General features: G+C 64.7%; 16 protein-coding genes. 10 read left to right on the top strand and 6 right to left on the bottom strand.

Annotated elements, in window-relative coordinates:
- Positions 1-31 precede the first annotated feature (31 nt).
- Positions 32-2323: a TonB-dependent siderophore receptor gene (locus tag AB7Z56_RS41305; RefSeq protein ID WP_084794898.1), complete on the top strand. Its 2292-nt coding sequence runs from the start codon at positions 32-34 to the stop codon at positions 2321-2323.
- A 312-nt stretch (positions 2324-2635) separates the two neighbouring features.
- Here the strand turns inward: AB7Z56_RS41305 and AB7Z56_RS41300 are convergent, their stop codons facing one another.
- Complete coding sequence (locus tag AB7Z56_RS41300) at positions 2636-4072, bottom strand: glutamine synthetase family protein (protein WP_063979899.1); 1437 nt, start codon at positions 4070-4072, stop codon at positions 2636-2638.
- A 163-nt stretch (positions 4073-4235) separates the two neighbouring features.
- The gene (locus AB7Z56_RS41295; protein ID WP_063979898.1) at positions 4236-5594 is read right to left on the bottom strand and encodes an aromatic ring-hydroxylating dioxygenase subunit alpha; all 1359 of its coding nucleotides are present in this window, start codon (positions 5592-5594) and stop codon (positions 4236-4238) included.
- 113 nt (positions 5595-5707) lie between these two features.
- On the opposite strand from AB7Z56_RS41295, the gene AB7Z56_RS41290 reads away from it, so the two are divergent.
- The 4 genes from AB7Z56_RS41290 (at position 5708) to AB7Z56_RS41275 (ending at position 8927) form a co-directional block, all read left to right on the top strand.
- Complete coding sequence (locus AB7Z56_RS41290) at positions 5708-6493, top strand: IclR family transcriptional regulator domain-containing protein (RefSeq protein WP_063979897.1); 786 nt, start codon at positions 5708-5710, stop codon at positions 6491-6493.
- A gap of 68 nt (positions 6494-6561) precedes the next feature.
- Positions 6562-6894 (top strand): PRC-barrel domain-containing protein, encoded by a 333-nt coding sequence (locus AB7Z56_RS41285; protein WP_063979896.1) that lies wholly within the window; start codon positions 6562-6564, stop codon positions 6892-6894.
- 85 nt (positions 6895-6979) lie between these two features.
- Positions 6980-8716 (top strand): YbaL family putative K(+) efflux transporter, encoded by a 1737-nt coding sequence (gene ybaL / locus AB7Z56_RS41280; protein ID WP_231143701.1) that lies wholly within the window; start codon positions 6980-6982, stop codon positions 8714-8716.
- On the top strand, positions 8667-8927 hold the full coding sequence (locus tag AB7Z56_RS41275) for a hypothetical protein (RefSeq protein WP_063979895.1): 261 nt from the start codon (positions 8667-8669) through the stop codon (positions 8925-8927). The genes ybaL and AB7Z56_RS41275 overlap by 50 nt, the downstream gene beginning before the upstream one ends.
- A 64-nt stretch (positions 8928-8991) precedes the next feature.
- On the opposite strand, the gene AB7Z56_RS41270 is transcribed toward AB7Z56_RS41275, so the two are convergent.
- On the bottom strand, positions 8992-9387 hold the full coding sequence (locus AB7Z56_RS41270; RefSeq protein ID WP_063979894.1) for a group II truncated hemoglobin: 396 nt from the start codon (positions 9385-9387) through the stop codon (positions 8992-8994).
- Positions 9388-9651: 264 nt separating this feature from the next.
- Positions 9652-10668, bottom strand: a complete 1017-nt coding sequence (locus AB7Z56_RS41265; protein ID WP_256376492.1) for a helix-turn-helix transcriptional regulator — start codon at positions 10666-10668, stop codon at positions 9652-9654.
- Positions 10669-10696: 28 nt separating this feature from the next.
- On the opposite strand from AB7Z56_RS41265, the gene AB7Z56_RS41260 reads away from it, so the two are divergent.
- The 5 genes from AB7Z56_RS41260 to boxB all read left to right on the top strand — a co-directional run bounded on the left by AB7Z56_RS41260 (position 10697) and on the right by boxB (position 17089).
- On the top strand, positions 10697-12238 hold the full coding sequence (locus AB7Z56_RS41260) for a benzoate-CoA ligase family protein (RefSeq protein ID WP_063979893.1): 1542 nt from the start codon (positions 10697-10699) through the stop codon (positions 12236-12238).
- Between the two features lie 116 nt (positions 12239-12354).
- Positions 12355-13173, top strand: a complete 819-nt coding sequence (locus tag AB7Z56_RS41255) for an alpha/beta fold hydrolase (RefSeq protein WP_063979892.1) — start codon at positions 12355-12357, stop codon at positions 13171-13173.
- An 18-nt stretch (positions 13174-13191) separates the two neighbouring features.
- Positions 13192-13719, top strand: coding sequence for a DUF309 domain-containing protein (locus tag AB7Z56_RS41250; protein WP_063979891.1), 528 nt, complete (start codon positions 13192-13194; stop codon positions 13717-13719).
- Positions 13720-13835: 116 nt separating this feature from the next.
- The gene (gene boxC / locus AB7Z56_RS41245; RefSeq protein WP_063979890.1) at positions 13836-15524 is read left to right on the top strand and encodes a 2,3-epoxybenzoyl-CoA dihydrolase; all 1689 of its coding nucleotides are present in this window, start codon (positions 13836-13838) and stop codon (positions 15522-15524) included.
- Positions 15525-15652: 128 nt separating this feature from the next.
- The gene (gene boxB, locus AB7Z56_RS41240) at positions 15653-17089 is read left to right on the top strand and encodes a benzoyl-CoA 2,3-epoxidase subunit BoxB (protein ID WP_063985931.1); all 1437 of its coding nucleotides are present in this window, start codon (positions 15653-15655) and stop codon (positions 17087-17089) included.
- A 175-nt stretch (positions 17090-17264) separates the two neighbouring features.
- On the opposite strand, the gene AB7Z56_RS41235 is transcribed toward boxB, so the two are convergent.
- Together AB7Z56_RS41235 and AB7Z56_RS41230 are read right to left on the bottom strand one after the other, a co-directional pair.
- A complete protein-coding gene (locus AB7Z56_RS41235; RefSeq protein ID WP_063979889.1) occupies positions 17265-18065 on the bottom strand; it encodes an SDR family oxidoreductase in 801 nt (266 codons plus the stop codon).
- A gap of 182 nt (positions 18066-18247) precedes the next feature.
- Complete coding sequence (locus tag AB7Z56_RS41230) at positions 18248-19306, bottom strand: polysaccharide deacetylase family protein (protein ID WP_063979888.1); 1059 nt, start codon at positions 19304-19306, stop codon at positions 18248-18250.
- Positions 19307-19327: the final 21 nt, after the last annotated feature.

The raw sequence follows: 19327 nt of genomic DNA, 5'->3' as shown, positions 1-19327 counted from the left end.
GGTTGTTCGAACACGGAACTCGGGGAAGACAATGACGCGCAACGACGGGCGGATGCTCGGCTGGGAACGGATGGCGAGAACTGGTCTGGGAGCGGCCGGCCTGGGAATAGTCCTGCACGCAACGCCGTCGGTCGCACAGACCTCCGGGACCAATGCAACGTCGACGGCGGCGACATTGCCTCCCGTCACGGTGGAGGCACCGATCCAGGCGCGTCCGCGCACCCAGCCCGCTCAGCGAGCTTCGCAGTCGTCGCGCGGCCGCATCGCGACGCAACGCAATGCCGGGCCCGCGCCAGCCAGAAATTCGGGCGCGCGCGAGGCCGGTGCCGGTCGCGCCAACGCGTCGAGCGAGAGCAGCTATGTTGCAGACAGCAGCTCGGCGGGTACCAAGACCAACACGCCGTTGCTCGAGACGCCGCAGTCGATCTCGGTCGTGACGCGCAAGGAACTCAACGACCGCGCCGTCCAGACGCTGACGGAGGCAGTTGGCTATGAACCCGGCGTCCGCATCGATGCTTCAGGCTACGATCCGCGTTTCGACGCGATCGCGATCCGCGGCTTCGACATCACTTATAACGGCGTTTATCTCGACGGATTGCGCCTCGTCGGAGCAGGTCTCAGCGTGTTCAAGACCGAGCCTTATGGGGTCGACAGCATCACCGTGGTCCGTGGGCCGAGCTCGGCACTCTACGGGCTCGGCTCGCCGGGCGGACTGATCGATCTGTCGAGCAAGCTGCCGACCAGCCAGCCGTTTCACGAGGTGCAAACGGTGTTTGGCGACCGCGATCGCGTCCAGGGCAATTTCGATCTTTCGGGTCCGGTCGATGCCAACGGTCAGTTTTCGTATCGGCTGACCGGCGTGATGCGTGACGCGAACGTGTTCGTGCCCGGCGGCAAGGATAACAGGACCTACATCGCGCCCGCCGTCACCTGGAAGCCGGATCAATCGACGACCCTGACGATTCTCGGGTCCTATCAGAAGTCGAAGACGCCCGGATCCATGTTCACCTACTCCACGGGCACCGGCACCGCCACGGACATCTTCACGGGCAGCCCGTCCTACAATTCGCTCGACCAGGAGCAGGGACGCGTGGGCTATCTGTTCGAGCATGCGTTCAACAACGCCGTGACCGTCCGCCAGAAATTCCGCTACGTCGATGTCGACGCGGTCACCCGCTATGTGGGCTTTCTCGGCGCGCCGGTGGGCAATGTCGTCTCACGCTACACCGGCTACGTCCACGACACGCTGCAATCGGCCATTATGGACAACCAGGTCGAGGCCAGGCTATCGACCGGGCCCGTGCAGCACACGCTCCTGGTCGGCACCGACTACACCGCGTCGAAGTTCAACGACAAGCAGGGATTCGGCTTCGGCGTCTCCGATCTCAACCTGGCCGCGCCGGTCTACGCGCCGGAATCCATTCCCGATCCCGCGATCTCGTCCTCGACGGCCCAGCGGCAAACCCAGTCCGGCGTGTATGTTCAGGACCAGGCCAGGCTCGATCACTGGATCCTGACATTGAGCGGCCGCAGCGACTGGGTCAGCACCACGGGCGAGGATCTGTTCGCGCTGACGCGGCAGACGCAGTCCGATCAGGCCTATAGCGGGCGAGCCGGGCTGACCTATGTGTTCGATTCCGGTGTTGCGCCTTACGTTGCCTATTCGACCTCGTTCTTTCCCAATCTCGGCGTCGATCCGTCGGGCGCCTTCTTCAAGCCGACCACCGGCAAGCAGACCGAAGTCGGTGTGAAGTACCAGCCGCAGGGCACGAGGAGCTTCATTGCCGCGGCGGTGTTCGATTTGACCCAGGACGGCGGCCTGGTCACGACGGGGACGGGCGTGACGGTCCAGCGTGGCGAGATTCAAAGCCGCGGCTTCGAATTGCAGGCGCTTGCCAGCCTGGGCGGTGGTTTCGACATCACCTCGTCGTACACCTATCTCGACATGGTGACCAAGCAGGCCGCTGACGACTCGCTGATTGGCAAGTTTCCCTCGGGCAATCCCCCGCATACCGCGACGCTGTGGGCGAACTACGCCCTGCCGCTGGCCGGACCGTTTGCAGGATTGAGCGTCGGTGGCGGCGCGCGTTACATGTCCTGGAGCTACGGCGATGATGCGAACACGTTCAAGAACAGCTCGGTAACCCTGATCGACGCGGCGCTGAAATATGATTTTGGCCAGGCGATGAAGGAGCTGAAGGGCCTCCAGTTCCAGGTCAATGCCAAGAACCTGTTCAATCTGCACTACACCACGTGCCAGGTCGGTTACTGCTACCGCGGCGCGCCGCTGACCGTCATCGCAACGCTCGGCTATCGCTGGTGAACCAGCTTGCGCCTGAGAAGCCCGGTTATCCGGTCAATATGTCTTACCCAAATCGCTGGCGCCGGCGACTAACGCGCCAGGTGGTGGGTGCCGATTTCAACCAAGGTGGTCCGGCAGGACAGGCGGTAGATCAGGCTGAACAATTGAACCCACATGATCGAACTCCACTGTTGATCATATGCAGGATATTAGGCCCCCAGTCTTTCCGGCCGTTTTCGAGGGACAGGGAAAATGGCTTCGTCGGCGAGCGCCGTGATGTCGTCGGAACAGACCGGACGAAGTCGCCTCACGCGGGCGTGAGACGTATCTCCCTCAAAACACCTCGAAATATTCGCGGTGCTCCCAGTCGGTCACCTCTGACAGGAAGCGGTCGATCTCGGCATTCTTGATGTGGGTGTAGTAGTCGACGAACTCAGGCCCGAACTTCTCGCGGAAGAACGGATCGTCCTTCAGCGCGGCGACCGCATCGCGCAAGCTCTTCGGCAACGGCGGCGCCTTGGTCTCGTAGGGCGTGTCGGCGGACGGGCCGGGGTCGAGCTTGCGGTCGACGCCGTCGAGGCCCGAGAGAATCTGGGAGGCCATGTAGAGATAGGGATTGGCGGCGGGCTCGCCGATGCGGTTCTCCAAGCGCGTTGCGGCATCATTGGCGCCGCCGAGCACGCGGATCATCACGCCGCGATTGTCGCGGCCCCAGATCGCCCGGTCCGGCGCCAGCGAATAGGAGCGGTAGCGCTTGTAGCCGTTGATGGTCGGGGTGGTGAACACGGTCGAGGCGCGGGCGTGGTCGAGCAGGCCGGCAAGGTACGCCCGGCCGAACGCGCTGAGCGGCTCGCTGCCGTCCTTCGTCATGAACTGATTTTCGCCAGACGCGCGCGAGACGATCGACTGGTGCAGGTGCCAGCCGCTCGCGAACATATTCGGCAGTTTCGGCCGACACATGAAGGTGGCGTGATAGCCGTGGCGGCGCGCGATCTGCTTCACGGCAGAGCGGAACAGCACCATGTTGTCGGCGGGCTCCAGCCCCTTCTTCGGCGCGAAGGTGAATTCGCACTGGCTCGGCCCGAACTCGACCTCGACCGAGCGCAAGGGCAGTCCGAGCGCGACGATATCGCGGCGCAGGATCTCCAGCACCGGCTCCATCTGATCGAAGCGCTGCTCGGTGAGGTATTGATAGCCGTGGCTGAGCAGGCTCACCGACGGCGGCGTGCCGGGCTGGCCGGCATCCTCGGGCCGCATATGCGCGTCGTCGAGCTTGAAGATGTGGAATTCAACCTCGAGGCCGGCGACGAAATCGTGGCCGCGGCCGCTGAGATCATCGAGCACCTTGCGATAGAGGCCGCGGGTCGCGAACGGCACGGGACGGCCGTCGCCAAAATAGAGATCGCAGAGCACCCAGCCCGTCGCGGGCGCCCATGGCAGCACGCGGAACGTGGTTGGGTCGGCGACCATCAACACGTCGGCCGCGCCCTCCATCTCCTTCATGCCGAATCCGCCGCCTGACGTGAACACCGGAAACACCGTGCGGTGCGAGGTGTCCTTGGCGAGCATGGTCGTGGTGATGGAGCAGCCGCTCTCCAGCGAGGCGATCGCCTCGGCGGCGATGATGGTCTTGCCGCGCAAAATGCCGTGCTGGTCCGGGAAGGCGAGGCGGATGACCTCGAGGTTCTTTTCCTCGACGATGCGGCGCAGGCGCGCTGCGGCGTCCCTCTGCTCATCCGACCACAGCGCATGACGCGCGACGAAAGTCACTCGGTTGCTCCTTCAGTCCGTGCTGTCATCGCCCGCGAAGGCGGGCGATCCAGTATTCCAGAGACGGCGACGTGTCCACGAGAGGCCGCGGCGTACTGGATGCCCCGCCTTCGCGGGGCATGACAGTGAAGTATGTGGCGCCCGCCGCTGATTGACGGCATTATCACTCCGCCGCCGTCAGCCGGTGCACGTTGTCCGCGATCTCCTTCGGCACCGGCGCGGCCCAAGGTGCGCCGCGGCGGCGCTTGACGTCGACCTCCATCCAGTAGAGCTCCCAACCCTGGGTCGGCCCGATGCCGTCCATGGTGGCCGGTCCCTGGATGCTGCGCGCCCTGCTCTCGTCCAGGAACAGCATCGGCTTTTCGCCGCCGCCGACCTTTTCGATCTCAGCCCGTAGCAGGCGGCGGTACTGCACGATCGCCTTGTCGCTGGAGCCGAGATGCTCCTTGGTGCGGTCCTGGATCGCGCCCATCGATTCCACCGCCCACTGGTCGTGCACGTTGATGTCGTTGCCCATGCCGGTGTAGGTCGCGGTCGCCTGCTCGTGCGGATCGAAGCCGTAATCGTTGCCGCGGTTCTTGCGCGACTTGTAGTCGGGCAGCTCATAGAGCTCGAGCCGCTGATCGCGCATCTTCTGCTTGTCGACCGGGTTGGTGTAGCTGGTGAAGATCGCGTACCAGTAGCAGTTCTCGTCGTCGACCGGCACGTGCCACTGCGTGATCGTCATTTCCGTGCTCATGGGGATGACGAAGCCGTGCGGGAAGAGCTGGTTGGTGACGCGCACATGGGTGCGCTCCTCGTCGATCTCGCGCAGCGCGATCAGCCGCAGGCCATATTCGGTGTGTTCGACATTGATGATCGGCCGGTCGTATTCGCGCAGGATCTTTGTCATCGGCAGATCAGAGCCGGCGGAGGCGCCGCGGAACTGCTTGCCATAAGCCGTCGACGTATCCTCGTCCTCGAAGAAGCGGTGCAGATAGGAGGCGTGCGCGGGATCGATGCCGACCTCCAGCGCCTGAAGCCAGTTGCAGGCCATGTGGCCCTTGAACGCAAAAGTGTGCGTGCCGGGCGCGACAAAGCAGTCGAGCTCCGGAAACGCCGGCGGCTCACCCTCGCCGAGATAAGCCCAGAGGATGCCGCTCTTCTCGACCACGGGATAGGAGCGCTGGCGGATGTTCTGGCAGAGTTTTGAATCCTTCGGTTCGGCCGGCGTCTCGATGCACTGGCCGGTGGCGTCGAACAGCCAGCCATGGAAGGCGCAGCGCAGGCCGTCATGTTCGAGACGTCCGAAGGCGAGGTCGGCGCCGCGATGGGCGCAGTGACGGTCGATCAGGCCGTAGCGTCCGCTCTCGTCGCGGAACAGCACCAGATTCTCGCCGAGCAGTTTGACGGGACGGATCGGGCGCGCGCCCTCCAGCTCGTCGACCAGCGCCGCCGGCTGCCAGTAGCTCCGCATCAGCTTGCCGCAGGGGTCCTTCGGACCGGTACGGGTGATCAGGTCGTTCTGCTCCTGGCTCATCATGGCGGGTGCGTCCTTTGTCGGAGAGGCGTTTGTTCGCCTATTGAACGAATGGGCGAATTATGCCATGCCTTGGTCCGGCGGCAAGCAATATTTTGCAGGATGTTCCCGGACCTATGCCCAAGCTGAAGCGAAGCGAAAGCGAAGAGCGGGCGACGGATTTCGTCGAGAGCCTCGATCGCGGCCTGCGCCTGCTGCAATGTTTCGGCACGACCACCGGCCCGATGACGCTGAGCGATCTCGCCCGGGCGGCAGAGCTGCCGCGCGCCACCGCGCGCCGCATGCTGTTCACGCTCCAGCGCGGCGGCTTCGTCGCCGGCGACGGAAAGCTGTTCTCTCTGACCCCGCACGTACTGACGCTCGCGGCGTCCTACCTGCGCTCCAGCCACCTCGTCGCCGTGCTTCAGCCGGTGCTCGATCGCGTCGCCACGGCAGCGCAGGAAATCGCCTCGCTCGCGGTGCTCGACGGCGACGACGTCGTGTTTGTCGCACGCAGCAGCCCGGCGCGGATGTTTTCGGGGGGGCTCGAGATCGGCTACCGGCTGCCGGCGTTCTGCACCTCGGTCGGCCGCGCCATGCTGGGGCAGTTCGATGATGCAGCGCTTGCCGCACGCCTGAAGACAACGAAGCGCGAGATGTTGACGCCGCAGACGGTGACCGATCCGAAGGCGCTGCTGGCCAGCATCACAGCCGATCGCGAGCAAGGCTATTCGCTGGTCGATCGCGAGGCAGAGCCGCATTTCCGCTCGATCTCGGTTCCGGTGCGCCGCTACGACGGCGTGATCGTCGCCGCCATCAACATGGGCGCCCATGTCGACCGCGTGCCGGCAGGGGAGCTGATCGACCGGTTGCTCCCGCTGCTCCGCGAAGGCGCGGAGTCCGTGCGGTCGCAGCTGTTATAGCAACGATCGTTGGCGCCGCGCGTCCGCGGGCCTATAATCTCGTCACGCAAGACAACAGGGAGGACGCCATGAAACACACCATGGTTCCCAGTGATCGCGTGGAGCACGTCTGCGTCTACGGGCGCGACGGCGCGAAGCTCGGCTCGATCGAGCGGCTGATGCTCGACAAGGTGACCGGCACGGTCGCCTACGCCGTGATCAGGACCGGCGGGCTGCTCGGCACGCACCACCATTATCCTGTGCAGTGGGGCGCGCTGAAATACGATCCCGCGCGGCAGGCTTTTCGTGTCGAGGTGACGCAGGACGAACTCGCCAGCGGACCGAGCGAGTTCGACGGCGACGAATTCGACTGGGGCGATCGTTCGCGGCCCTACGCGCACCCAAATTATTGGTCGATCTGACGGCGCGATTGCGGCAGGCGTCGCGCGCTGAGCCGCCTCACTTGGTCGCGGTGCGCCGGCGCGCGCGCTGTGTCAAAAGGCAAAAATGCCGCATGACACACCTCTCATCGCCACCATCGTCGTCGGACTTGGACTAGCTTTCGTACTCGGAACTATAGCGCAGCGGTTCCGCATTCCGCCGCTTGTCGGCTACCTGCTCGCCGGCGTTGCCGTCGGGCCGTTCACGCCAGGCTTCGTCGCCGACCAGGCGCTTGCGACCGAGCTTGCCGAACTCGGCATTATCTTGCTGATGTTCGGCGTCGGCCTGCATTTTTCGCTCCAGGATCTGCTGAGCGTCCGGCACATCGCCGTTCCGGGCGCCGTCGTGCAGATTGCGGTCGCCACACTGATGGGACTCGGCCTTTCATGGCTGATGGGCTGGAGCGTCGGTGCGGGACTCGTGTTCGGACTGGCGTTGTCGGTCGCGAGCACTGTGGTCCTGCTTCGCGCGCTGCAGGAGCGGCGCCTGATGGAGACCGATCGCGGCCGCATCGCGGTCGGCTGGCTCATCGTCGAGGACCTCGCGATGGTGCTCGTGCTGGTGCTGTTCCCGGCGATCGCAAGCCTTCAGGGCGCCAGCGGTGACAAGCCAGCCTTCGAGCCGCTGGCCGCGCAGGCCGGCTTCGGGCTTGCCGGCATCGTGATGCTGACCCTGGCCAAGATCATCGTGTTCATCGGGCTGATGCTGGTGGTGGGGCGCCGGGTGATTCCCTGGATCCTGCACTACATCGCGCATACCGGCTCGCGCGAATTGTTCCGTCTTGGCGTGCTTGCGATCGCGCTGTGCATCGCATTCGGGGCGACGAAGCTGTTCGACGTGTCGCTGGCGCTGGGCGCGTTCTTCGCCGGCATGATGCTGCGGGAATCGCCGCTCAGTGCACGCGCCGCGCAGGAATCGCTGCCGCTGCGCGATGCCTTCGCCGTGCTGTTCTTCGTCTCGGTCGGCATGATGTTCGATCCGATGAGCGTGGTCCGCGAGCCCTGGCCGCTGCTGGCGACGCTGGCGATTATCATGCTCGGCAAATCACTCGCGGCGTTCCTGATCGTGGTCCTGTTCCGGCATCCGGTCGCGACCGCGCTGACGATCTCGGCGAGCCTGTCGCAGATCGGCGAGTTCTCGTTCATCCTGGCCGAGCTCGGCGTCGCCTCGCAGATCCTGCCCAGCGACGGCCGCGACCTGATCATGGCTGGCGCGATCCTCTCCATCATGCTCAACCCGCTGATGTTCGCGGCCGCCACCTGGCTCGCGCCGCGTCTCGACCCGCGCCGGGATTCACCGCAGGCCGCGGCCGCCGTGCCCGAACCGATCCGCACCACGGACCTGACCGACCATACGATCGTGATCGGCTATGGCCGCGTCGGCGCGCTCGTCGGCGATGCCCTGAAGCAGCGGCAATTGCCGTTCCTTGTCGCCGAGGTCGGCGAGAGTGCACTGGCGAAGCTGAAGCAGGGCGGCATCGAGACCGTCATGGGCAATGCCGCGCAGCCCGAAATTCTCGGCGCCACCAATCCGTCACGGGCGCGGCATCTCGTCATCGCGATCCCCGAGGCGTTCGAGGCAGGGCAGATCGTGCAGCAGGCGCGTGCGGCCAATCCGGACATCCGCATCATCGCGCGAGCGCATGCGGATGCCGAGGTCGATCATTTGAAGGGGCTGGGGGCGGATGTCGTCATCATGGGCGAGCGGGAGATCGCGCGCGGCATGATCGAGGAGCTGGAGAGGAGAAATCCGGATGCTGCCCAGCAAGATCCACGTGCGCTCGCGGTCGGTTCGGTCGTTTGACCTGATCACGCCGAAGGGCCGGACCTACCGCTTTCCGCCGCCGACATTGTTGCAGCGGTTGTTGCGGTGGGGGCTCGCGCATGCGGAGACAATGGCGATCTCCGCGGCGATCCTGGCATTGATTTATGTGGCGGGCTTTGTGGCCGAGGCGCTGGATCGCTCGGTGTTTGACGCGTGCAATGACAGGGCTGGGGTGCGCAGGGTGGGTTAACCTGCAGCTGCGCGAAGCGCAGTCCGCTGGAGTAGCCCACCGCGTCCCCGCCTCGCGTTCTGTGTCACTGCCGATTGCGCATCCAGTCGGCAAGGCCCGATATCGCCTTGTCGAGGTCCTGCCGCGCGGCGGCGTCCGTGACCGTCTCGTCCAGCGCGCCGCGCATGCAGAGCAGCCACGCATCGCGCTCGGCGTCGCCAATGGCAAAGCCGATATGCCGCTGCCGCAGCCGCGGATGGCCCTTCTCGACGGAATAGAGTTTTGGGCCGCCGGTCCATTCGGTGAGATAGCGCTTCAGCACGTCCCTGATCAGTCCGAGGTCATCCGCGTGCATCGCGCGGATTATTTTCGCCTCCGGCAGCGTGTCCATGCGCTCGTAGAAACGGTCGACCAGAGAGTCGATCGTCGCGCTGCCGCCGATCCGCTCGAACATGGAGGTGGTGACGTCGCTGGAGGTCATCGTGAGTCCTGTCTGGTGCAAGGCTCTTCATATCGTCTCCCTTTGCGAAACGAAAAGGGGACGCATGGCGTAGCTGCGCGCTCAGCTCTGCTCCCTCCTCCCTTGCGGGGGAGGGCAGGGGAGGGGTCGCCCAGGAAATGGTGTTGGTTGTCGCGAAGAAGAAGCGCGTTGCGCGAGTGATGGAGTCCCCGTGTGGCACCCCTCTCCCTAACCCTCCCCCGCAAGGGGGGAGGGAACGCAGCGAGCGTGCCGTGAGAGATCGCCTTACAGCGCCACGCTGCGCAGGCCGAAACTCCGCGCTTCGTTTTGCAGCACCGGCCGCACCGCATCGATCAGCCGTGCAGCCGCCGCATCGACCGACAGCCCTGCCGTATCGACCACCGCCGTCGCGCGCGAATACAACGGTTCGCGGCTCAGCAAGATGTTGCGCAGCTCGGCCATTGCGGAGCGGTCGTCCGCCATCGGGCGCAGGTCGCCCTGGCGGCGAACGCGGGCCATGTGCTCCTCGGGCTCGGCCTTCAGCCAGATCGTGTAGAACGACGACAGGATCTGGTCGAAGGTCAACGGCTCCGACACGATGCCGCCGCCGGTCGCCAGCACCATCAGCTCGTTGCGCGCGAGCAGCTGTTGCAGCGCTGCCTGCTCCATGCGGCGAAAGCCTTCCTGGCCGTAGAGCGCGATGATCTCGGCGACCGAGAGCCCGTTCTGCTGCTCGACCTCCTTGTTGAGCTCGACGAAACTCCAGCCGACCTTCTTCGCCAGCATCCGCCCAAGTGTCGATTTGCCGGCGCCGCGCAGGCCGATCAGCGCGATGCCGCAGAACGGTGCGCGCCGCGGCGCCGACGCGCTGCCGCCGGCGAGAACGTCCTTGGCCTGAGCGATTTGCGCCGGCGTCGCCTTGCGCAGGAGATCGCGAAACATCTGCCAGTCCGGCGTCGGATCGGCCGAGGGAAGCAGGTCTTCGAGATGCGCACCCATCGCATCGGAGACGCGGCGCAGCAACACGATGGAGACGTTGCCCTTGCCGCTCTCGAGCTGCGCGATGTAGCGCTCCGAAATTCCCGATACCTTGGCGAGCACCTTGCGCGACATGCCGCGCAGCGCGCGCATGGTGCGCACGCGCTGGCCGAGCTGTTCGAGAAATCGGGATTCGGCGTCGGGACTGTCGGTCATGGACTGCAGATCATGGGCCTTCTTTAGTTGATGCCCTGCGGCGCGTTTTAATGAAACATAGTGCCTGCCAGCATTGACAGCAAGCCGCCGCGGTGTCTTTCTATGAATTATAATTCTAAAATCGGGGGAGAAGTCCGTGAGCGAGGGATCCTATAACGCGGTGACCTGGCTGCTCGACCGCAACGTCGAGGACGGCAGGGGAGGAAAGCTCGCCTTCGACGACACCGTCTCGCGGCTCACCTATGGCGAGCTCCAGCGCGAGACCCGGCGCGCCGCCAACATGCTGCGCCGGCTCGGGGTCCGCCGCGAGGAGCGCGTGGCGATGATCATGCTGGACACGGTCGATTTCCCGATCGTGTTTCTGGGCGCGATCCGCGCCGGCATCGTGCCGGTGCCGCTGAACACGCTGCTGACATCAGATCAATACGCCTACATCCTCGCCGATTGCCGCGCGCGCGTGCTGTTCGTCTCCGAAGCACTCTATCCCGTCATCAAGGACGTCGTCGGCCGCATGCCGGATCTCGAGCATGTCGTGGTCTCCGGCGCCAAGATGAACGGCCACAAGCAGCTCGCGGAAGAGCTCGCCGGCGAGAGCGACCAGTTCACGACCGCCGCGACGCATCCCGACGAGCCCGCATTCTGGCTGTATTCGTCGGGCTCAACCGGCATGCCCAAGGGCGTGCGCCACATCCATTCGAATTTGCAGGCGACCGCGGACACCTATGCGAGCCAGGTGCTCGGCATCCGCGAGAACGACGTCTGCCTGTCTGCGGCAAAACTGTTCTTCGCCTATGGCCTCGGCAATGCGCTGACTTTTCCGATGTCGGTCGGCGCCACCGTGGTGCTGAACAGCGAGCGCCCGACGCCGGCGCGCATGTTCGACCTGATGAACAGGTACAATCCCTCGATCTTCTACGGCGTGCCGACGCTGTTCGCGGCGATGCTCAACGACGAGACGATGAAGGCCGAGCGCGGCGGCAAGTCGCTCCGCATCTGCACCTCGGCCGGCGAGGCGTTGCCGGAATCCGTCGGCAACAGCTGGAAGGCGCGCTTCGGCGTCGACATCCTCGACGGCGTCGGCTCGACCGAGCTCTTGCACATCTTCCTGTCGAACGCGCCCGGCGACATCAAATACGGCTCCTCGGGCAAGCCGGTGCCGGGCTATGCGGTGCGGCTCGTCAACGAGGCCGGCCAGGATGTCGCCGACGGCGAGGTCGGCGAGCTGCTGGTCGATGCGCCCTCCGCCGGCGAGGGCTACTGGAACCAGCGCCACAAGAGCCGCCGCACGTTTGAAGGGCCATGGACCCGCACCGGCGACAAATATGTCCGCGATGGCGAAGGCCGCTACACCTTCTGCGGCCGCGCCGACGACATGTTCAAGGTCTCCGGCATCTGGGTCTCGCCGTTCGAGGTCGAGAGCGCGCTGATCACGCATCCCGCCGTGCTGGAAGCGGCCGTCGTGCCCGAAGCCGATCCGGAAGGCCTGCTGAAGCCGAAGGCCTTCGTCGTGCTGCGTCCGGGCGCGGCGACGGCGGACTTGCAGGAGATGCTGAAGGAGCACGTCAAGCAGAAGATCGGCCCGTGGAAATATCCGCGCTGGATCGACGTGGTGGAGTCACTGCCGAAGACGGCGACGGGGAAGATCCAGCGGTTCAAATTGCGCGAGGGCGCAAACTAGCAATCGGTCGTCATGGCCGGGCTTGACCCGGCCATCCACGTGCATCCGCGATTGAGGAAAGGCGTGGATGCCCGGGTCAAGCCCGGGCATGACGACGGAGAAAGAAGAGCGAAGAAATGACCAACCTCACCCCCACCGGCTTCCTGACCATCGGCAGCGCCAGCCTCGAATACAAATGGCTCGCCCCGCAGGACGCCGATGCACCCACCATCGTCATGCTGCATGAAGGCCTCGGCTCCGTCGGCCTGTGGGGCGACTTCCCCGAGAAGCTCCAGCTAGCCACCGGCGCCGGCATCTTCGTCTATTCGCGCGCGGGCTACGGCCAATCCAGCGCGGTCACGCTGCCGCGGCCGCTCGATTACATGCAGCGCGAGGCGCTGGATGTGCTGCCGAAGATCCTCGACGCGATTTCCTTCAAGCGCGGCCTCCTGCTCGGCCATTCCGACGGCGCCTCGATCGCGACGATCTATGCCGGTGCGCATCAGGATCACCGTCTGCAAGGCCTCGTGCTGATGGCGCCGCATTTCATCGTCGAGGACATCTCGGTGAAATCCATCGCTGCGATCAAGACGACCTTCGAGACCACCGACCTCAAGGCGAAGCTGGCGCGCTGGCACAAGGATGTCGACAACGCCTTCTACGGCTGGAACCGTGCCTGGCTCGATCCGAAATTCCGCGACTGGGACATCTCGGAATACCTCGCCTACATCCGCGTTCCCATCCTGGTCGTGCAGGGCAAGGACGACCAATATGGGACACTGCGACAGGTCGATATTGCGCAGGAAGAGTGTTATTGTCCGGTAGATTTGAAAATTATTTCAGACGCGGGACATTCCCCGCATCGTGAAGCGCCGGGGGCGACGCTTGACGCGATTGAGCAATTTGCAAGAGCGGCCCTGCGCGACGATCAGGGACTTCAAGGACGCGCCGCATGATTCTGCGAAGGCACATCCATGAATGTGCCTTCGGATGCAAGCGGCCCGTTGCCGTGGCCGCGATGGGCCTATGTGCCGGGCGAGACCGACGGGGTCGACGCGGATTACGAGACGCTTGACCTGGCCAAGGTGCTGGTGCCCTCGGCCTTCCGCGGCTACGTGCCGGCGCGCCATCCGGCGCTGCGCTACGGGCTCGCGCTCAACGACCGCGGCTATTTCTGGGAATCGCAGGAGGTGCTGGAAGCGGTGTGGGCCGCAGCCCCGCAAGGCGGCCGCGAGCGTATTCTGCTGCGCGCCTGCATTCACATCGCCAATGCCAATTTGCGACTGCGCATGCAGCGGCTGCATTCGGCCGCGCGCCTGTTCGGCGACGCGCAGGCAGAGTTACGGGCGCTGAACTCGCGCAAGGCAGCCGCGGGCGGCGACGGCTTTGTCGAGAGCTTCCCCATTCCGGCGCTGACGGCTCTGCTCCAGGCCAAGCTGGGCCGTTCCGAACTCTCGAAGGCGGACTGGATCACCCTCGGCGCCATTGTGCGGTCTCAATAGGCCTCATGAAACAAAGTGCATGCGATGGCCGTTAAGGGCTAGACGCTTTCGAAAAGATGCACTATTGTGCATCTAACGCTACAGCCAAAACGCATAACCAAGCTCAAGGGTGGCCCATGGCCGGGGAAGATCGGCGCCTCGCAGGCGGCGCGACATTCATCGATTTCCAGACCGTCCCGTCCCGCTACAAGCACTGGAAGCTTGCGGTCGATGGCGACGTCGCCACCCTGACCATGGACGTCGACGAGAATGGCGGCCTGTTCGAAGGCTATCTGCTCAAGCTCAATTCCTACGATCTCGGCGTCGACATCGAGCTGGCGGACGTCGTCCAGCGCCTGCGTTTCGAACACCCCGAGGTGAAGGTCGTGGTGATGCGCTCGGCCAAGAACCGCGTGTTCTGCGCCGGCGCCAACATCCGCATGCTTGCGGGCTCGACCCATGCCCACAAGGTGAACTTCTGCAAATTCACCAACGAGACCCGCAACGGCATGGAAGATTCGTCGGAGAATTCCGGCCAGCGCTTCATCACGGTGGTGAACGGCTCGGCCGCCGGCGGCGGCTATGAGCTGGCGCTCGCGACCGACCACATCATCCTCGCCGATGACGGCTCGTCGGCCGTTGCGCTGCCCGAAGTGCCGTTGCTCGCGGTATTGCCGGGCACCGGCGGCCTCACCCGCGTCGTCGACAAGCGCAAGGTGCGCCGCGACCACGCCGATTTCTTCTGCACCATCGAGGAAGGCGTGAAGGGCAAGCGCGCCGTGCAGTGGCGCCTCGTCGACGAGATCGCGCCGAACTCGAAGCTCGAGGCCAAGATCGCCGAGCGCGCCAAGGAGTTCGCAGGCCAGTCGAAGCGCAAGGGCAGCGGCAAGGGCATCGCGCTGACGCCGCTCAGGCGCGTCATCGACGAGACCAGCATCCGCTACGGTTTTGTCAGCGTCGACATCGATCGCACGGCGCGCATCGCCACCATCTCGATCAAGGCGCCGGAGGCCGCTCCGCCGGCCGACGTCGACGGCGTGATGGCGCAGGGATCTTCGTTCTGGCCGCTCCAGGTCGCGCGCGAGCTCGACGACGCCATCCTGCATCTGCGCATCAACGAGCTCGAGATTGCGATGCTCGTCTTCAAGAGCCATGGCGACCGCGCCCATGTGCTGGCATCCGATGGCTTCCTCGAAGCCAACAAGGCGCACTGGCTGGTCAACGAAATCAGGCACTATTGGAAGCGCGTGCTGAAGCGCATCGACGTCACCTCGCGCACGCTGGTGACGCTGGTCGAGCCCGGCTCCTGCTTTGCCGGCACGCTCGCCGAGCTCGTCTTCGCCGCCGACCGCTCCTACATGCTGATCGGCACGCGCCAGGGCGACAACCGTCCGCCGCCGTCGATCGAATTGTCGGCCATGAACTTCGGTCCGTATCCGATGAGCCACGGCCTGACCCGGCTGGAATCGCGCTTCCAGGCCGATCCGTCCGACGTCGAGCGTGCGGAAGCCACCATGGGCACCGCGCTCGACGCCGAGCAGGCGGAAGAGCTCGGCCTCGTCACCTTCGCGCTCGACGACATCGACTGGGACGACGAGGTGCGCGTGTTCCTCGAGGAGCGCGCCAGCTTCTCGCCCGACAGCCTCACCGGCATGGAAGCCAGCCTGCGCTTCGTCGGCCCCGAGACGATGGAATCAAAAATCTTCGCGCGCCTCACCGCGTGGCAGAACTGGATCTTCCAGCGCCCGAACGCGGTCGGCGAGGAAGGCGCGCTGCGCCGCTACGGCAGCGGCCAGAAGCCGAAATTCGATATGACGAGAGTTTAGCGAGTAGGAGTGGTGAATGGCGAATAGGGATTTCCATTCGCTACTCACCATTCGCCATTCGCAAGCTCACGGTTCGATGCCAATCGTTGAATGAATCAGTCCCCCACGGGAGGTCCACCATGAACATCATGAACGTCGACTACTCGACCAAGATTCCGAACAACGTGAATCTCGCCGAAGACCGCCAGGTGCTGAAGGCGCTGGAAGGCTGGCATCCCGGCTATATGGACTGGTGGAGCGACATGGGGCCGGAGGGCTTCCAGGAGTCGCTGGTGTACCTGCGCACCGCCTATTCCGTCGATCCGCGCGGCTGGGCCAAGTTCGATTACGTCCGCATGCCCGACTATCGCTGGGGCATCCTGCTTGCGCCGCAGGAGGAGAACCGCGTCGTTCCGTTCGGCGAGCATTTCGGCGAGCCTGCGTGGCAGGAAGTCCCGGGCGAGTATCGCGCCATGCTGCGCCGCCTGATCGTGATCCAGGGCGACACCGAGCCGGCTTCCGTCGAGCAGCAGCGCCACCTCGGCAAGACCGCGCCCTCGCTCTACGACATGCGCAATTTGTTCCAGGTCAATGTCGAGGAAGGCCGCCACCTCTGGGCGATGGTCTACCTGCTCCAGAAGTACTTTGGCCGCGACGGCCGCGAGGAAGCGGATGACTTGCTGCGCCGTCGCTCGGGCGATGCCGATGCGCCGCGCATGCTCGGTGCCTTCAACGAGGCGACGCCGGACTGGCTGTCCTTCTTCATGTTCACCTACTTCACCGACCGCGACGGCAAGATGCAGCTGCACTCGCTCGCGCAGTCGGGCTTCGATCCCTTGTCGCGCACCTGCCGTTTCATGCTGACGGAAGAAGCGCACCATATGTTCGTCGGCGAGACCGGCATCACCCGCGTCGTGCAGCGCACTTGTGACGCGATGCGCGAAGCCGGCATCACCGATCCCACCGACATCGCAAAGGTTCGCGCGCTCGGCGTGATCGACCTGCCGACGATCCAGAAGAAGCTGAACCTGCACTACACGCTGTCGCTCGACCTGTTCGGCTCGGAGGTCTCGACCAACGCGGCCAACGCCTTCAACACCGGCATCAAGGGCCGTTATCACGAGACCCAGATCGACGACGATCACCAGCTCAAGAACGCCACCTATCCGGTGCTCAAGTTCATCGACGGTGAGATCAAGCTGGTCGACGAGCCGGCGCTGACGGCGCTCAACATGCGCCTGCGCGACGATTACAGCCAGGACTGCGTCAAGGGCATGCTGCGCTGGAACAAGGTGATCTCGACCGCCGGCTATAACTTCCAGCTCAAACTGCCCAACGTCGCTTTCCATCGCCATATCGGCGAGTTCAAGGGCATCCATGCGACGCCGGATGGTCTTTTGATCGACGATGCCATTTGGGCGAAGCGCAAGGACGAGTGGCTGCCCTCGACCGCCGACGGCGACTTCATCACCTCGCTGATGCAGCCCGTCACCGAGACCGGCCAGTTCGCCTCCTGGATCTCGCCGCCGAAGGTCGGCATCGACAACAAGCCCGGCGATTTCGAGTACGTGAAGATCGAGTCGTAAGAGTCAGGGTTCGACCCTCGCACAATGCAAATGGTGTCATCACCCGCGAAAGCGGGTGATCCAGTATTCCAGAGGCGGCAGAGATAGATCGAGACGCTGCAGCGTACTGGATGCCCCGGTCAAGCCGGGGCATGACTGCGGAGTGTGACGCGCGCTCTGTGCTGAAACGCCCCGCCTACCCGGCGATCTCCAGCCCCGCATTGGCGTACACCACGCCGCCATCCACCGCGATGGTGTTGCCGACCACGTAATCACCCGCGCGCGAGGCGAGGTAGATCGCGACGCCGGCCATGTCCTCATCGGTTCCGATACGCCGCGCCGGAATGCGCTTTGCGACCTCGTCCGCATGGTCGCGCGCAGCGCGGTTCATGTCGGACTTGAACGCGCCCGGCGCGATCGCGGTGACGTTGATGTTGTCCTTGATCAGCTTCGTCGCCATGCGCCGTGTCAGATGGATCACGGCGGCCTTGCTGGCGGCGTAGGAATAGGTCTCGCTGGGATTGACGAAGATGCCGTCGACCGAGGCGATGTTGATCACCTTGGCTGGCCGCTCGTGCGAGGCCGCCGCGCGCAACGGCTTTGCCAGCGCCTTGGTCAGGAAGAACAGCGACTTGACGTTGAGGTCCATCACCTTGTCCCAGCCGCTCTCCGGGAATTCGTCGAAATCCGCGCCCCAGGCCGCACCCGCATTGTTGACGAGGATGTCGAGCTTCGGCTCCAGCTTGATGATTTCGGAGGCCAGCCTGTCGCAGCCCTCGATGGTCGAGATATCGATCGGCAGCGCGACGCATTCGCCGTCATATTGGGCGGAGAGCTCTTTCGCCGTCGCCTCGCACGGCCCGGCCTTGCGCGCGGTGATGTAGACCTTCGCCGCGCCTTGCGCGAGGAAGCCCGCCGCGATCATCTTGCCGATGCCGCGCGACCCGCCGGTCACGAGCGCGACACGGCCTTTGAGCGAGAACAGATCGTTGAACATGGTGCCTCCCTTGGTTGACGCCGTTTTGAGCGCGGCCGAGAGGGGAGTCAAGGAAGGCGCTGGCCAGCTCCGCCCTCATCCTGAGGAGCGCGTCAGCGCGTCTCGAAGGATGCGGGCGGCCATCCTTCGAGACGCGCTCCTTTGGAGCGCTCCTCAGGATGAGGTCTGAGTGTGTTGATGGATCAGGCCGCCGCGATCCGGCGAAAGCCGTTCCACATTGCGGTCGCGGCGCCTGAGGTCAGCACCGGCAAAATTCGCGCGTCCTGGTAATTGCCGTTGAGCGAGACGCGCGGCAGCGCGGTCATGTGGCCGGCGTTCTCGGCGAACAGCATGCCGGGCCGGGTCGTCACCGCGGTCTTGAAGCCGGCCGATGCAGCGAGAGCGAATTCGCGCTCGCCCGCCGCTTCGCGGTCGCCATAGGGGTAGGCGAAGTGCAGCACGGTACGGCCGAGCGCCTGCTCGATCCGCGCGCGGCTTACCGCCATCTCCTGTGCGGCGATCCCCTCGCTCTGCCTGGCGAGATTGCAATGGCTGATGGTGTGCGCGCCGATCGTGACCAGCGGATCGGCGGAAAATGCCTTCACCTCGTCCCAGGACAGGCACAGGCTGCGGCACAGCGCGGCCATGTCGACGTCGTATCTGGCGCAGAGCGCCTCGATCTCGCGCTTGAGATCATGTTCGCCCGGCAGCGCGCGCAGCCAATCGTGCAGGCGGTCGAACGCAACCTGTTTTGCAGCAGGGGTCGTTGCATCCAGCCGAAGCGCGGAATTGCCGATCTGGATGTCGATCTGTTCGGCCTTGGCGATCACGGTTTCCAGCGCGGTCCACCACAGACGTCCGGTGCCCTCGGCAAACTCGCTCGCGACATAGACGGCCAAGGGCGCGTCAAATTCGCGCAGAACCGGCAGCGCGAATTCGAGATTGTCGCGGTAACCGTCGTCGAGGGTGAAGGCGGCGAAGGGGCGGGTGAAGCGGCCCTGCACCAGCCGCTCATGCAGCTCGTCCATGCTGACGATGTCGATCCCGCGCGAGCGCAAATGGCTCAGCGTGGCGCGCAGGAAATCGGGGGTGACTTCGAGGTGCCGGTTCGGCTGGAACGCGGCCTCGCGGGCCGGCCGCACATGGTGCAGCATGAAAATGGCGCCGACGCCCGACAAGAGCGGGCGCAACAGGTGGTGCGCCCCGCTGAAATAGAGTGCCCCCAGCCCGGCGCGGATGACGTTGTTTCGGAGTTGTTTCATGACCGGCTGGCGAACTCTGGC

Source organism: Bradyrhizobium sp. 482_C4_N1_8, from assembly GCF_052075965.1.
GTDB classification, from domain to species: domain Bacteria; phylum Pseudomonadota; class Alphaproteobacteria; order Rhizobiales; family Xanthobacteraceae; genus Bradyrhizobium; species Bradyrhizobium barranii.
Note: the sequence above shows the minus strand (reverse complement) of the source record. Positions and strands in the feature narration are given on the sequence as shown.

Excerpts from the sequence above, each read along its gene's own strand:
- ybaL (WP_231143701.1), top strand. The coding sequence starts at position 6,980 with ATGCCGCATGACACACCTCTCATCGCCACCATCGTCGTCGGACTTGGA.
- AB7Z56_RS41255 (WP_063979892.1), top strand. The coding sequence starts at position 12,355 with ATGACCAACCTCACCCCCACCGGCTTCCTGACCATCGGCAGCGCCAGC.
- AB7Z56_RS41290 (WP_063979897.1), top strand. The coding sequence starts at position 5,708 with ATGCCCAAGCTGAAGCGAAGCGAAAGCGAAGAGCGGGCGACGGATTTC.
- AB7Z56_RS41275 (WP_063979895.1), top strand. The coding sequence starts at position 8,667 with ATGCTGCCCAGCAAGATCCACGTGCGCTCGCGGTCGGTTCGGTCGTTT.
- AB7Z56_RS41235 (WP_063979889.1), bottom strand. The coding sequence starts at position 18,065 with ATGTTCAACGATCTGTTCTCGCTCAAAGGCCGTGTCGCGCTCGTGACC.
- AB7Z56_RS41230 (WP_063979888.1), bottom strand. The coding sequence starts at position 19,306 with ATGAAACAACTCCGAAACAACGTCATCCGCGCCGGGCTGGGGGCACTC.
- AB7Z56_RS41250 (WP_063979891.1), top strand. The coding sequence starts at position 13,192 with ATGAATGTGCCTTCGGATGCAAGCGGCCCGTTGCCGTGGCCGCGATGG.
- AB7Z56_RS41285 (WP_063979896.1), top strand. The coding sequence starts at position 6,562 with ATGAAACACACCATGGTTCCCAGTGATCGCGTGGAGCACGTCTGCGTC.
- boxC (WP_063979890.1), top strand. The coding sequence starts at position 13,836 with ATGGCCGGGGAAGATCGGCGCCTCGCAGGCGGCGCGACATTCATCGAT.
- boxB (WP_063985931.1), top strand. The coding sequence starts at position 15,653 with ATGAACGTCGACTACTCGACCAAGATTCCGAACAACGTGAATCTCGCC.
- AB7Z56_RS41305 (WP_084794898.1), top strand. The coding sequence starts at position 32 with ATGACGCGCAACGACGGGCGGATGCTCGGCTGGGAACGGATGGCGAGA.
- AB7Z56_RS41270 (WP_063979894.1), bottom strand. The coding sequence starts at position 9,387 with ATGACCTCCAGCGACGTCACCACCTCCATGTTCGAGCGGATCGGCGGC.
- AB7Z56_RS41295 (WP_063979898.1), bottom strand. The coding sequence starts at position 5,594 with ATGATGAGCCAGGAGCAGAACGACCTGATCACCCGTACCGGTCCGAAG.